General features: G+C 74.1%; 14 protein-coding genes. 10 read left to right on the forward strand and 4 right to left on the reverse strand.

Features of this window, described 5'->3' with window-relative positions:
* The first annotated feature begins 44 nt into the window (after positions 1 to 44).
* Positions 45 to 2,066 carry an acyltransferase family protein gene (locus ACCP09_RS01400; protein WP_433742631.1) on the forward strand — a complete coding sequence of 674 codons (2,022 nt, stop codon included), beginning with the start codon at positions 45 to 47 and terminating at the stop codon, positions 2,064 to 2,066.
* A gap of 165 nt (positions 2,067 to 2,231) precedes the next feature.
* A complete protein-coding gene (locus tag ACCP09_RS01405; protein WP_433742633.1) occupies positions 2,232 to 2,606 on the forward strand; it encodes a hypothetical protein in 375 nt (124 codons plus the stop codon).
* On the opposite strand, the gene ACCP09_RS01410 is transcribed toward ACCP09_RS01405, so the two are convergent.
* Together ACCP09_RS01410 and ACCP09_RS01415 are read right to left on the reverse strand one after the other, a co-directional pair.
* Complete coding sequence (locus tag ACCP09_RS01410) at positions 2,593 to 3,006, reverse strand: STAS domain-containing protein (RefSeq protein ID WP_027930443.1); 414 nt, start codon at positions 3,004 to 3,006, stop codon at positions 2,593 to 2,595. The genes ACCP09_RS01405 and ACCP09_RS01410 overlap by 14 nt on opposite strands.
* A 76-nt stretch (positions 3,007 to 3,082) precedes the next feature.
* The gene (locus ACCP09_RS01415) at positions 3,083 to 4,285 is read right to left on the reverse strand and encodes an MFS transporter (protein ID WP_433742635.1); all 1,203 of its coding nucleotides are present in this window, start codon (positions 4,283 to 4,285) and stop codon (positions 3,083 to 3,085) included.
* Positions 4,286 to 4,434: 149 nt separating this feature from the next.
* Here ACCP09_RS01415 and ACCP09_RS01420 point away from each other — a divergent pair, with 149 nt between their 5' ends.
* The 7 genes from ACCP09_RS01420 to ACCP09_RS01450 are packed head-to-tail and all read left to right on the forward strand — an operon-like array spanning position 4,435 to position 10,637.
* Positions 4,435 to 5,502, forward strand: coding sequence for a FecCD family ABC transporter permease (locus ACCP09_RS01420; protein ID WP_123682457.1), 1,068 nt, complete (start codon positions 4,435 to 4,437; stop codon positions 5,500 to 5,502).
* The gene (locus ACCP09_RS01425; protein WP_433742637.1) at positions 5,502 to 6,284 is read left to right on the forward strand and encodes an ABC transporter ATP-binding protein; all 783 of its coding nucleotides are present in this window, start codon (positions 5,502 to 5,504) and stop codon (positions 6,282 to 6,284) included. Before ACCP09_RS01420 ends, ACCP09_RS01425 begins: the two co-directional genes overlap by 1 nt.
* A 17-nt stretch (positions 6,285 to 6,301) precedes the next feature.
* Positions 6,302 to 7,267 carry an ABC transporter substrate-binding protein gene (locus tag ACCP09_RS01430; protein ID WP_433742912.1) on the forward strand — a complete coding sequence of 322 codons (966 nt, stop codon included), beginning with the start codon at positions 6,302 to 6,304 and terminating at the stop codon, positions 7,265 to 7,267.
* 11 nt (positions 7,268 to 7,278) lie between these two features.
* Entirely contained in the window at positions 7,279 to 8,001 is a 723-nt protein-coding gene (locus ACCP09_RS01435; protein ID WP_433742639.1) for a methyltransferase, read from the forward strand.
* Positions 7,998 to 8,801, forward strand: a complete 804-nt coding sequence (locus tag ACCP09_RS01440) for a Rossmann-like domain-containing protein (protein ID WP_431906961.1) — start codon at positions 7,998 to 8,000, stop codon at positions 8,799 to 8,801. Before ACCP09_RS01435 ends, ACCP09_RS01440 begins: the two co-directional genes overlap by 4 nt.
* Positions 8,798 to 9,733, forward strand: a complete 936-nt coding sequence (locus ACCP09_RS01445; RefSeq protein ID WP_378332195.1) for a GHMP kinase — start codon at positions 8,798 to 8,800, stop codon at positions 9,731 to 9,733. Before ACCP09_RS01440 ends, ACCP09_RS01445 begins: the two co-directional genes overlap by 4 nt.
* Positions 9,654 to 10,637: a pyridoxal-phosphate dependent enzyme gene (locus tag ACCP09_RS01450; RefSeq protein ID WP_433742642.1), complete on the forward strand. Its 984-nt coding sequence runs from the start codon at positions 9,654 to 9,656 to the stop codon at positions 10,635 to 10,637. The genes ACCP09_RS01445 and ACCP09_RS01450 overlap by 80 nt, the downstream gene beginning before the upstream one ends.
* Before the next feature lie 2 nt (positions 10,638 to 10,639).
* Here ACCP09_RS01450 and ACCP09_RS01455 read toward each other — a convergent pair whose 3' ends face one another.
* Both ACCP09_RS01455 and ACCP09_RS01460 read right to left on the reverse strand, forming a co-directional pair.
* Positions 10,640 to 11,317, reverse strand: coding sequence for a GNAT family N-acetyltransferase (locus tag ACCP09_RS01455; protein WP_433742644.1), 678 nt, complete (start codon positions 11,315 to 11,317; stop codon positions 10,640 to 10,642).
* 16 nt (positions 11,318 to 11,333) lie between these two features.
* Positions 11,334 to 12,362, reverse strand: coding sequence for a Gfo/Idh/MocA family protein (locus ACCP09_RS01460; protein WP_433742646.1), 1,029 nt, complete (start codon positions 12,360 to 12,362; stop codon positions 11,334 to 11,336).
* A 61-nt stretch (positions 12,363 to 12,423) separates the two neighbouring features.
* Here ACCP09_RS01460 and corA point away from each other — a divergent pair, with 61 nt between their 5' ends.
* Positions 12,424 to 13,395 carry a magnesium/cobalt transporter CorA gene (corA, locus tag ACCP09_RS01465; RefSeq protein WP_123682448.1) on the forward strand — a complete coding sequence of 324 codons (972 nt, stop codon included), beginning with the start codon at positions 12,424 to 12,426 and terminating at the stop codon, positions 13,393 to 13,395.

A 13,395-nucleotide genomic window follows, 5' to 3' on the forward strand; every position in this document is an offset into this window, starting at 1 on the left:
GTAACCTCGGTCTCGCCCGGGACGCCGAGTGAGGAAAGGTGCCGATGACCCCGCCCCACCCGCGCACCCGGTCCGTCCCCGAGAAGCGGTATCGCCCCGAGATCGAAGGCCTGCGCGCGCTCGCCTGCGTCCTCGTGGTCGTCTACCACGTGTGGCTGGGCCGGATCTCCGGTGGCGTCGACGTGTTCTTCTTCCTGACCGGCTTCCTGATCACCGGCCAGCTGTTCCGCGCCGGGCAGCGCGGCCGCATCGACGTCCGCGCGCTGTGGGGCCGCACGATCACGCGGCTGTTCCCGGCCGCGCTCACCGTGCTGCTCGTGGTGATCGCCGCCGCCGCGCTGGTGCTGCCGCAGGCCCGCTGGTTCGCCACCGTCCGCGAGGTCGTCGCCGCCACGCTGTACCTGGAGAACTGGCAGCTCGCCGCGAACTCGGCCGACTACTTCGCCCGGCACAGCGACGCCAGCGTGGTGCAGCACTTCTGGTCGCTGTCCATCCAGGGCCAGTTCTACCTCGTGTGGCCGCTGCTGGTGGCCGCGCTCGCCTACGCCGCGCGGGGACACCTGCGCACCGCCCTGACCGGCACGCTGCTGGTCCTGACCGCCGCGTCGCTGGCGTACTCGGTGTGGCTGACCGCGGCGAACCAGCCGCTGGCCTACTTCTCCGCGCTCACCAGGATCTGGGAGTTCGCGCTCGGCGGGCTGCTCGCGCTGGTCATCGACGCGGTCACGCTGCCCCGCGCGCTGCGGATCGCGCTCGGCTGGCTCGGTGTCGCCGGGCTCGTCGCCTGCGGGCTCGTGCTGCAGGTCGGCACCGTGTTCCCGGGCTTCGCCGCGCTGTGGCCGGTCGCCTCGGCGGCGTTCGTGCTGCTCGCCGGCGCCACCGGCAGCCCCGCCGGCGCGGACCGGCTGCTGACGGCCCGCCCGCTGGCCTGGCTCGGCAGGCTCAGCTTTCCGCTCTACCTGTGGCACTGGCCGGTGCTGGTGCTCTACCTGGTGTACCGCGGGCGGACCGAGGTCGGCCTGCTCGGCGGCGCGTTCGTCATCGCTCTGTCGCTCGCGCTCGCGGTGGCGACCCACCACCTGGTCGAGACGCCGGTGCGCCGGTCCCAGCTGGCCGTCCGCGGCGCCTACCGGTTCGCCGTGCTGGCGATGATCCCCGTGCTGGCCGCCGCGGGCGCCTGGCAGATCGCCGGGCTCGCCCGGTCCGGGACGCCCGCCGCCGGTGGCCTGGACCACCCCGGCGCGCTGGCCCGCACGCCCGGGTTCGTCTACCGCGGCGCCGCCGACGTCGCGCCGGTGCCGTCGCCGGTCGAGCTGCCCGGCGACTGGGCCTGGATCGACGACTGCACCGAATCGCCGCGCGGCAGCGAACTGCTGGTGTGCGCCACGACGCCGGACGGCCCGCCGGAGAAGACCCTGGTCATCGTCGGTGACTCGCACCCCACCCAGTTCATCGCGGCGCTGGAGCCGGTGGCGCAGCGGCGGAACTGGCAGCTGGTGGTGATGTCGCGGGGCGGGTGCCCGTTCTCCACCGAGTCCGAGATCGACCCGGACGACCAGGCCTGCCGGGAGTGGAACGCCGTGGCCGCCGACGAGATCCTCGACCTGCGGCCGGACGCGGTGTTCACCACCGCCACCCGGGACGTGCGGGCCGGCCTGACCGAGCGGACGCCGCCCGGGTTCGTCGCGCAGTGGCGGAAGATCGAGGCCGCCGGGATCCCGGTGCTCGCGGTGCGGGACAACCCGCGCTACGACTACGCGCCGTCGGAGTGCGTGGAGCTGCGCGGCGCGGACGCCCCCGAGTGCAACCCGCCGCGCGCCGACTTCTACGCCGACGAGCCGCCCTGGCTGTTCCTCGACGACGTTCCCCCGAACGTGTCGTTCCTGGACTTCAGCGACTACTACTGCGACGAGGCCGTCTGCCCGCCGGTGATCGGCAACGTGCTGGTCTACCTCGACGACAACCATGTCGGCGCGACCTACCTCGGCACCATGGACACGATCGTGGAACAGGCCATCGACGACGCCCTCGGACCGCCCGACCCGGAGCCGCCCGCGCCGGCCTGACACCCACCGTTCGTAGAGCCCCGATCCGCCGACCGGGTGGCCGAGTGCGCCCGTCCGTGTGGTGCGCGCGGCCCTGCCGCGTGATTTCATTCGTCCAAGGTTTGATGAATCCGCGCGTGGGTAGCGACGGCGGCCGTTGACGAGACAGCGGAGGTGTCCGGGTCCTTGACCGACTCACTGGACGAGCGCGCGCCGGTCACGGCCGTGCGCCTCGACGGCCCGGAGGGGCTGGCGCCGCTGCGCAGGCGGGTGCGCGCGATGCTCGCGGACTGCCCGTCGCAGGTCGTGATCGACGTGGTGCTCCTCGTCGACGAGCTGGCCGCGTCGGCGTGCGCCACCGGGTTCCCGCCGTTCGAGGTCCGGCTGAGCCGCGCCGGGGACGTGCTGCGGGTGGAGGTCGACGGTGTGGGCGGGGCGCCGGAGCCGGGCATCGGCACCGGGGTGCTCGACGCGATCAGCACCCGGTGGGGCACCGGGCCGCGCGGAGTGCTGTGGGCCGAGCGCGAACTGCGCGCCCGCACGCGGTTCAGCAGCCGGTGAGCGCCTCGTCGCGAGTGGTGTAGACCGGCAGCCGCTGGTCCAGACCGGTGATCGCCAGCGGCCGGGCGGTCTGCCGCGTCGGGGCCACCACGCGGATATCGGCGTGTTCACTCGCCTGGGCGAGCGCGGCCAGGCCGGCGGAGCCGAGGAAGTCCACCCCGCCGAGGTCGACCACCACGACGCGCGGCCGGTGCGCGGTCAGTTCGTCCAGCGCGCGGTCGAGCGGGGCGGCGGTGGCCACGTCGATGTCGCCGGCGACCTTCAGCACGGCGATCCCCGGCAGGGGCCAGAACACCTGCAGCCGCAGGGCTCCGGGCGCGGCCCGTTGCGCGGGGACACGGGCCCCGCTGCGAACGGCCGTGCTCACGGCACCGGTGGAGTTGCGCGCCGGGTGGCTCATGACTCTCCTCCCCGTCAGCCCTGTCTGGCCTGGCTTCTTCTCGTAGGGTAATCACGCCCGCACGACGAGCACCAGTTCAGAGACGGTCACGCGGCTGGGCGAAATGTCGCGTCCCGGGCGCCAGCGCGGCCGCCGCGGGCGCGAGCAGGCACACCAGCGCGCACGCGCCGAGCACCGGTCCGGCGCCGAATTCCGCCATCGCGGGCGCGATGAGCGCGAGCCCGGCCGGCGCCAGTCCGTAGGACAGCAGGAAGTCCAAAGCGGACACCCGGGCGAGCTTGCCGGGCTCGACCTCGCGCTGGATCGCGGTGAACCACGGGACGTTGAACAGTTCGATGCCCACGCCGGCGACCGCGTACGCGGCGACGACCACCGCCGGGTGCACCGGCAGCAGCAGGCTCAGCGGGGCGACGGCGTAGGCGGCCAGTCCCGCGAGCGCCGTCCGGCCCGCCGCCCGGGGCGTCCACCGCGCGAGCAGCAGCGCGCCGGCCAGCGCGCCGACCGTGTAGGCGGTCGTGGCGGCGGCGAGCACGGCTTCCGAGCCGTACCGGTCACGGCTGACCAACGGCAGCGCGACCCCGGTGGCCGAGTAGCCGGTCGCGATCACCGCGGTGAGCGCGAACAGCCCGGCGACGAACCAGGGGTGGCGGCGGGCTTCGCGGAGCCCGCCGGCGAACTCGGCGGCGAACGACGCACGGGCCGCGGGCAGGGCCGTGAGCGGGCGCCCGGCGGGCGGGACGAGCGCGGCGGCCAGCCACAGCAGCCCGGTGCCCCACAGCAGGGCCGGAACGGGCAGCACCGTCGCCAGCAGCGCGGTCAGGCTCGGCGCGACCAGGGTGGTCACGCGCACCGACAGCGTGATCGCGGCGTTGGCGCGCTGCCGCCCCGCCTCGTCGACCACTTCGGCGGTGAGCGCCTGGAAGGCCGGGCGGCACGCGCCCTGCCCGGCTCCCGCGACGGCGGCCGCCACGACGGCCACGGCGAGGGAACCGTGCAACCCGGCCCCGATGACCGGGCTCGCCACGGCCGCCGCCGCTCCGGCGACGGCGACCACCCGGCGTCGCGGGAACCGGTCCGCCAGCACACCGCCGACCGGCACGGCCGCGAGGAACCCGATCGTGCGTGCGGCGAGGAGCACGCCCAGTCCGGCCGGGGTGAGCGAGGAGTCCAGGACGGCCAGGCCGAGGACGAACGGCAGCGCCCAGGTCGCCAGCCCGGAGGCCGTGGTGCCGCACCACAGGCGCAGGAACGCGGGGTCACGCAGGACGGGAGTGGTCACGGCGGGGGAGTTCCTCCTCGGTCGCGGTGGATGTCCGGCATCGGACTCTAGACGAAAATGATTATCGTTCGTACTATCGGGTCCGGTTCACGGAGAGTCAGCTGGCCGGGCCTCCGTCCTTCGCCAGTGGTAACGACAAGGGGGTACTCGTGACGGTGACCGTGACCGGTTCGCCACCGGCCCGAGCCGTGACGGGTGCGCTCGCGGTGCCCGTGCTCGTCGCCGTGCTGGTGGTGTCCGTCGTGGCCGGAGTCGCGTTCGGACCGACCGTGGTGCCGCTGCCGGACACGCTGCGGTACCTCGCGGCGGCGCTGACCGGGGGCGAGATCGGCGCGGACGAGGTCACCGGCTACTCGATCGTGTGGCAGGTGCGCACGCCGCGCGTGCTGCTGGCCGCCGTCGTCGGGGCCGGGCTGTCCGTGATCGGGGTGGCGGTGCAGGCGATGGTCCGCAACGCGCTCGCCGATCCGTTCGTGCTGGGCGTTTCCTCGGGCGCGTCGGTCGGCGCCAGTGCGGTGGTGTCCTTCGGGTTGTTCGGGGCGCTCGGCGTGTACGCGTTGTCGGCGGCCGCGTTCCTCGGCGCGCTAGCCGCGTCGGTCCTGGTGTACGTGGCCGCCCGCGGCCGCGCCGGGCTCACCCCGCTGCGGCTCGTGCTCACCGGTGTCGCGCTCGCCTACGGGTTCCAGGCGGTGATGAGCGTGATCGTGTTCTTCGCGCCGTTCGGCGAGGCCGCCCGCTCGGTGCTGTTCTGGCTGCTCGGCAGCCTGGGCGGCGCCACCTGGGGTGCGTTGCCGGTCGCGGTGGCCGCGGTCGCGGTGGCCGTGGTGGTGCTGCTGCGGCGCAGCCGGGCGCTCGACGTGCTGGCGCTGGGCGACGAGTCCGCCGCGAGCCTCGGGCTCGACGCCGACGCCCTGCGGCGGGAGCTGTTCCTGCTCACCGCCGTCGTGACCGGCGCGCTCGTCGCGGTCAGCGGCGCGGTCGGCTTCGTCGGCCTGGTCCTGCCGCACCTGGTGCGGATGGTGGCCGGACCGGGGCACCGGCGGGTGCTCGTGCTCGCGCCGCCGGCCGGGGCGATCTTCCTGATCTGGGTCGACCTCGCCTCCCGCACCCTGTTCGCGCCGCGCGAGCTGCCGCTCGGGGTGATCACCGCGCTGATCGGGGTGCCGGTGTTCGTCGGCCTGCTGCGCGGCCGCGGCTACCTGTTCGGGGGCCGCTGATGGACCTCGCCCTCGATGCGGTCACCGTCGAGGCCGCCGGACGCAAGCTGGTCGACGCGCTCAGCCTCAAGGCGGGCGACGGCGAGGTGGTCGGGCTGGTCGGCCCGAACGGCAGCGGCAAGTCCACGGCGCTGCGCTGCGTCTACCGGGCGCTGACCCCCAGTGCCGGGGCCGTCCTCGCCGGCGGGACCGACCTGAGTGGACTGTCCAACCGGGACAGCGCCCGGCTGGTCGCCGCGGTCACCCAGGAGGCGGGCGCCGATCTGGACTTCACCGTCGCCGACGTGGTCGCGATGGGCCGGTTCCCGCACCACCCCGGCAACCGGGCGCTGAGCGAGCGCGAACGCGACCTCGTCCATCGCTGCCTTGAGCGGACCGGCGTCGCGCACCTGGCCGGGCGCGGCATCCTGTCGCTGTCCGGCGGCGAACGGCAGCGCGTGCTCATCGCCCGCGCGCTCGCGCAGGAGCCGCGGATCCTGGTCCTCGACGAGCCGACCAACCACCTCGACGTGCGGCACCAGGTCGAACTGCTGTCGTTCCTGCGTTCCTGCGGGCTGACCGTGCTGGTCGCCCTGCACGACCTCAACCTCGCCGCGGCCACCTGCGATCGCGTGGCGGTGCTGCACGACGGGCGGCTCGCGGCCGCGGGCCCGCCCGGCGAGGTGCTCACCCCGGACGTCGTGCGCCGGGTCTTCGGCGTGGCCCCGGTCGTGGTGACCCACCCGGTCACCGGGGCCCCGCAACTGCTCTGGACGTTCACCGATCGAGGAGGAAGCCCGTGAGAGGGCGTTGGACAGCCGTGCTCGTGACAGTCGCGCTGGGTCTCACCGCGTGCGGCGCCGAGGTGCGGCCCGGCGGTGACACCGGCCCGGCGCCGGTGACCGTCGAGAACTGCGGGCACGCGATCACCTACCCGCTGCCGCAGCGCGCGGTCGCCTACGACATGAGCAGCACCGAGAAGATGTTCGCGCTCGGGCTGGCCGGCCGGATGCGCGGCATCGTCATGCCGCGCACGGCCGAACCCGCCGTGGCGCGTTCGCCGTACGTCGCCGACTACCGCTCGGTGGAGACGCTGAGCACCGACGTGCTCAGCTTCGAAACCGTCGTCGGCGCGCAGGCCGACTGGGTTCTGGCGGGCTGGAACTCCGGCTTCAGCGAGGCCCGCGGCATCACACCGGCCAAACTGGACGGTGTGGGCATCCGCAGCTACCAGCACACCGAGAGCTGCTTCAACTACGGCGACCGGCCGGTCAAGGTGCCGCCGCTGGAGGCGCTCTACACCGACCTGCGGCAGATCGGGCAGATCTTCCACGTCCCCGACCGGGCCGAAGCGCTCGTCGCGGACCTGCAGGCCCGCGCCGCGGCGCTGCGGGCGAACGCGCCGGCGGGGGAGCCCGCGCGGGTGTTCGTCTACGACTCCGGCACCGATCAGCCGTTCACCTCCGGCAACCAGGCCGCGCCGGACACCATCGTGTCGCTGGCGGGCGGCCGCAACATCGCCGGCAACCTGGACGCCCGCTGGACCACGATCGGCTGGGAACCGGTCGTGCGGGCCCAGCCCGAGGTGATCGCCGTCGTCGACTACGGCGACCGGCCGGTCGCCGACAAGATCGCGTTCCTGAAGTCCTTCCCACCGCTCGCGGACAGCCCCGCGGTGCGGGAGAACCGCTTCCACGTGCTGGACTACGGCGAGGCCGTGAGCGGCCCGCGCAACCTCGACGCCGCCGAGAAACTGGCCGGCTACCTGCGATCGCTCGGACGCTGACGGAGACCGGAATGGACACTGTGGACAACGCCCTGATCGACCGGCTCCCGCCGCCCCTGCCCGCCGAGCGGATCATCGCGCTCAACCAGCCGAAGGGCGACCTGCGCACCACCCGCCCCTACACCTGGCGCGGATGGGAGTTCACCGCGCCGCCGGGCGTGTTCCTGCCCGGCGCGACCAGCCGGATGATTCACGAACGGGTCCTGGACGGGACCATCGAGGTGCGCGACCGCGTCTACGCCGCGATGGGCAGCGGGCTCGGCGTCGAAGCCGTCGCCGCAGGCCTGCGCGGGGCACGCGAGATCCACGCGATCGACGTGCACCCGGACAGCGTCGAAACCACGCGGCGGCACTACGAACGCATCGTGGGCGCCCGGCCGGGCAGCCGGTTCGTGCCGGTGGTCGCCGACCTCTTCGACGGGTTCCCGGACGGCGTGCGGCTGGACGTGATCACCTTCAACCCGCCCGCGGTGAGCCAGACGGTGAGCGACGACCCGGACGTCGTGCGCAACGTGTGCGTGGGCGCCCCGCTGCTGGAGCGGTTCTTCGCGCAGCTGGCCGGACGGCACCTGCTCGCGCCCGGCGGCGAGGTGTTCCTCATCGTGTCCAACACCGCGGACCTGCGCACGATCGTGCGGGACGCCGCCGGGCACGGGTTCGCCGCCGACGTGGCCCACCGCCACGACTGGGGCGACGGCGTGCTCACCTACCTGTTCCGGCTGGAGGCGGCGTGACCACCGTCGCCGACCTGACCGCCGAAGTCCTCGCCGGGAAGCACGGCCCGGATCCGGCGGAGCTGACCGCCACCAGCGTCTTCTGGCTGCACCACGGCACCCGGCTGGCCGGCGGGGACGTGACCTACCGCAACTCCTACGTCCTGGTGCGGCTGGGCGCCGCGTTCGGCGCGTGCGCCTTCGAGACCGGGCAGCTGACGCCGGAGGTGTGTGCCGAGTTCTCCGGGGCGCCGCTGGAGGAGTTGCTGCGTCAGGACTCCGTGCCGCTGCGGATCGCCGCGCTGGACGCCTACCTGTCGGCGGCCGCGCCGCACGAGGCGCAGCCCGCGGCGGAGCCGGTCGTCCTGCCCGCCGGCACCCCCGAGGCCCGGGCACACGCCAGGGACGCGGCGATCGCCGGGCTGCTGGACATCGCCCCCGGCGCGCGGGTCGCCCTCATCGGCGTGGTGAACCCGCTCGTCGCGGCGATCCGCGACCGTGGCGGGACCTGCCTGCCGTGCGACCTCAACCTGCGCCGCACCCAGTGGGGCGATCCGGTGACGCCGGAGATGGGGGAGGTGCTCGGCGTGGCGGACGCGGTCGTGGCGACCGGGATGACTCTGGGCAACGGGACCTTCGACGAGATCGTCCGCCGGTGCCGGGAGCGGTCCGTGCCGCTGGTCGTCTACGCGCAGACCGGCAGCGCGGTGGCCCGCGCGTTCCTCGGCGACGGGGTCACCGCGCTGTCCGCGGAGCCGTTCCCGTTCTCGCAGTTCAGCGCGGCGCCCACCGCGCTGTACCGGTACCGGGCGGCGGCGTGACCGGTGTGGGGCACGCGCCAGGGCACCACGGCGAGATCCTGCAGGGCGTCTTCCGCGACCGCGGCCGCCGGTGTCGCGGGCTGGTCACGCTGCCGGTGCCCGGCGCGGCGACGCGTGCCGAGTTCGTGCCGGGGCCGGGTCCGCTGACGGTGACCCCGCCGGACCGCGCGAAGGCGCGGCGCGCCGCCGAACTGGCCGCCGCCGCGTGCGGCCGCCCGGCGGGCGGATCGCTCCGGCTGGACAGCGGTCTGCCGGTCGGGCTCGGGCTGGGATCGTCCACCAGCGACATCCTGGCGACCGTGCGCGCCGTGTCGGCCGCGTTCGGCGTGGTGCTCGCGCCGGAGGCCGTCGCGCGGATCGCGGTGCGGGCCGAGCGCGCCTGCGACCCCATCATGCTCGGCGGCGGCGCGGTGCTGTTCGCGCAGCGGGAAGGCCGGGTGCTGGAACGGCTCGGCCCGCGGCTCCCGCCCGTCGTCGTGATCGGGTGCGTGACCGGCGGCGGGGCGCCGGTGGACACGCTCGCGCTGGGCGCCGTCGCCGACGTGGCCGCCTTCGAGCGGCTGCGGCGGATGCTGCGGCTGGCGATCGTGACCGGTGACGTCGCGCTGCTCGGCCGCGTGAGCACCGAAAGCGCCCGGCTGAACCAGCGCGTGCTCGCCAAGGACGAACTGCCGGAACTGGAACGGATCGCGGCCGTCACCGGCGCGGCCGGGGTGCAGGTCGCGCACAGCGGCAACGTGGCCGGCCTGCTGTTCGACCCCGGCGGCGACCCCGATCGCGTGCGCCGGTGCGTCCGCGCGCTGCGGGCCGCCGGACTGCCCGCGACCCGCCTGTTCACCACGGAAGGGATCGATGCACGACCACATCGCGGAGGCGATCGCGCGGCCGGACCTGGTCCGGACCGGCGACCGGCTGGTCTGCCTGCGGTTTGAGACGATGAAGGTGGTCTCCGCGCTGGAGGCCGTGCGGCACCTGCTGCGCACCGGCGTGATCGCCCCCGGCGACACCCTGGTGGACAGCTCCAGCGGGATCTACGCCTACGCGCTCGCGCTGGCGTGCCACCGGTTCGGCCTGCGCTGCCACATCGTCGGTTCGACCACAGTGGACCACACGCTGCGCACGCAGCTGGCGGTGCTGGGCGCGACGCTCGAGCAGATGCCGCCGGAGGCCGACCTCAAGCTCGACCAGAACCGGCGGGTGCGGCGGATCGGGGAGATCCTGCGCGCGCACCCGGACTGGCACTGGATGCGGCAGTACCACGACCGCGTCCACTACCTCGGGTACCGGGCGGTGGCCCGGCAGATCACGCGGGAGCTGGACCCGTCCCGGCTGATCGTGGTGGGCGGCGTCGGATCGGGCGCCTCCACCGGGGCGCTCGCGACGTGGCTGCGGTCCACCGCACCCGGGGTCGGGCTGGTCGGGGTGCAGCCGTTCGGCAGCGTCACCTTCGGCAGCGAGCACATCGCCGATCCGGACATCATCATCGCCGGGATCGGCAGCTCCATCCCGTTCGGCAACGTCGCGCACGAGCTGTACGACACGGTCCACTGGGTGGGGTTCACCGCGGCGCTGTCCGGCAGCGTCGACCTGCTGCGCAGGCACGCGATCTTCGCCGGGCTGTCCACCGGAGCCGCCTACCTCGCCGCGCGCTGGGAACGGGACCGGTCCGACCGCACAGTGCTGTTCATCGCGGCGGACACCGGGCACCGGTACGTGGACACGGTGTTCGCGCGCCACGGCGAAGCGGTCCCGGTGACGTCCCTGGCGCCCGTCGAGCCGGCGACCCGCGCGGGCCTGGCCTTGCCGTGGTCCCGGATGCCGTGGCCGGCGCCCTGAGATCAGGCGGGCACCCGCACCCCGACGAAGTCGATCTCGCGGCGCAGCCGGAAGCCCAGTGCGGTGTAGAGGCGGATGGCGCTGGTGTTGTCCGCCGCCGCGTGCAGGAACGGCGTTTCGCCGCGCTCGCGGATCCCGTGCGCCACCGCGAGCACCAGCCGTGTGCCCAGCCCCTGCCCGCGGAACTCCGCGTCCGTGCAGACCGCGCTGATCTCGGTGTACCCGGGCGGGTGCATGCGCTCCCCGGCCATCGCGACCAGCCGCCCCTCGTGGCGGAACCCGAGGTAGGTGCCCAGTTCGACGGTGCGCGGCAGGAACGGGCCCGGCCGGGTCCGCTCGGCCAGCGCGAGCATCTCGGGCACGTCGGCCGCGGTCAGCCGCACCGCCTCCGGATCCGGTGCCGTGTCGGCCGATTCGGCGACCATCTGCACGCCCGGCACGCCGAACTCCACGGCCCAGTCCGCGGGCGGCGGCAGCGGCGGCCCCGGCAGCGCCAGCACCCCGCCCGGCCCGGCCAGCTCCGCCAGGTCCTTCCACGCCGTTTCGTCCGCATCGTCCGGCATGCCCGCCCACGGCGAGACCTCCGGGTCGTACCGCACGGCGGTCCCCTGCGATTCGGCGAACCGGGCGTGCGGACCGGTCAGCGACGCGAAGGCCGGGTTGTCCAGAACAGAACTCACGACCCGACGTTACCGGTCAGCCGCCCGTCACCGGTTCCACACGTGAGCGGGGACGCACCGGGAAGCCGGCGGCGCGGTAGCACTCGTCGATCAACGCCATCGTCGCGACCGCGTCGGCGAGGTCGTTGCGCAGCGGCGCGTCGGCGAGGTCGTTGCGCAGCGGCGCGCCGTCGCGGACGTGCGCCGCGAAGGCCTCCAGCTGGTAGGAGTACGACGGGCGGCGGCCGAGGTGCTCGACCCGGTCGCCGATCAGGACCCGGTCGTCGGTGTCCGGGCGCACGAAGTTCACCGCGGTCGCCTCGCCGCGCGTGCCGGTCAGCCGCAGCCGGAAGCGGACCTCCGCGGCGGCCATGTCGCACCGCACCACCCCGGTCGCGCCGCCGGGGAACGCCAGCCGCGCGTCGACCGCCTGATCCACCCCGGGCCGCCGCGCCGTCCCGGTCGCCGACTCCAGCACCGGCGCGCCGCCCGCCCACGGCGCGAGGCCACGCAGCGCGTGCAACCCGTAGCAGCCCACGTCCATCAGCGCCCCGCCCGCCAGCTCGAACGACCACCGGGGATCGCTGTCCGCGGGCGCGGGGATGAGCAGTTCGGCCTCGGCGGCGCGCAGCTCGCCCAGCTCGCCGGAGTCCAGGATTTCGTGCAGCCGCAGCAGGACCGGGTGGTAGAGGTAGTGGAAGGCCTCCATGACCCGCACCCCGGCCGCCTCCGCCGCGGCGGCCACCTCGCGGGCCTCCGAGGCGTTGGCGGCGAACGGTTTCTCGCTCAGCACGTGCTTCCCGGCGCGCACCGCGGCGAGGTTCCACGGCCCGTGCAGCCCGTTCGGCAGCGGGTTGTACACCACGTCGATCTCGTCGTCGGCGAGCAGTTCGGCGTAGCCGTCGGCAACCCGTTCCACCCCGTGCTCGGCGGCGAACGCCTCGGCGCGGCCGCGGTCCCGCGCGGCGACCGCGACCAGCCGGTGCCCGGTCTCCCGGGCGGGCGCGGCGATGGCTGTCCCGGCGATGCGGGCCGCGCCCAGGATGCCGATGCGAAGTGGTTCCACCGGGAAATGCCCCCAGATCCTCTGCTGCGCGGACGTCCGCCGCACAGCCTAGCGTTGGGGCATGGCCCGTACCCGCGTGTACCGCCACGGAGTTCTCGAAGCCGAGAACTTCCCGGCGGCCGAACTGTCCGACCACCTGCAGGACCCGGCGGCGGTGGTGTGGCTCGACTTCGTCAAGCCCACCGAAGCCGACCTCGCGACGATCAGCGAGGAGCTCGGCCTGCACCGGCTCGCCGTCGAGGACGCGGTGCACGAGCACCAGCGGCCCAAGCTCGACCGGTACGAAAGCCACGCGTTCCTCACCGCCTACGCCGTGCGGCTGGACACCGCGACCGGCGTGCTGTCCGACAGCGAGCTGGCGGCGTTCCTCACCGACCGCGCGCTGGTGACGGTCCGCAAGGACGAGCACTTCGACATCGAGGCGGTGGTGCGGCGCTGGGACGCCTCCGCCGACCTCGCCAAGGGCGGGACCGGCTACCTCGTGCACGGCCTGCTCGACTACATCGTGGACACCCACTTCGACGCGGTGCAGGCGATGGACGACCAGATCGAGTCGCTGGAGGACGGGGTGTTCGCCGATCACGTCGACCACACCGACATGCAGCGCCGGTCGCTGCGGCTCCGCAAGAGCCTGGTGGCGCTGCGCCGGGTCGTGCTGCCGATGCGTGAGGTGGTGAACTCGCTGATGCGCCGCGACCACCACCTGGTCGACGAGACGCTGATGCCGTACTTCCAGGACGTCTACGACCACGTGCTGCGCGCGTCGGAGTGGACGGAGTCGTTGCGGGACCTCGTCACCACCATCCGCGAGACCCAGCTGAGCCTGCAGGGCAACCGGCTCAACCTGATCATGAAGAAGGTGACCGGCTGGGCGGCGATCATCGCGGTGCCGACGGCGATCACCGGCTTCTACGGGCAGAACGTGCCCTACCCGGGATTCGAGCGGCCGTGGGGGTTCTGGCTCTCCACCGCGGTGATCGTGGCGCTGTCCGGCGCGCTGTACGCCATGTTCAAGCGGCGCGACTGGCTGTGA

The sequence above is a fragment of the Amycolatopsis sp. 3B14 genome (assembly GCF_050958625.1).
Taxonomy (GTDB): domain Bacteria; phylum Actinomycetota; class Actinomycetes; order Mycobacteriales; family Pseudonocardiaceae; genus Amycolatopsis_E; species Amycolatopsis_E thermoflava.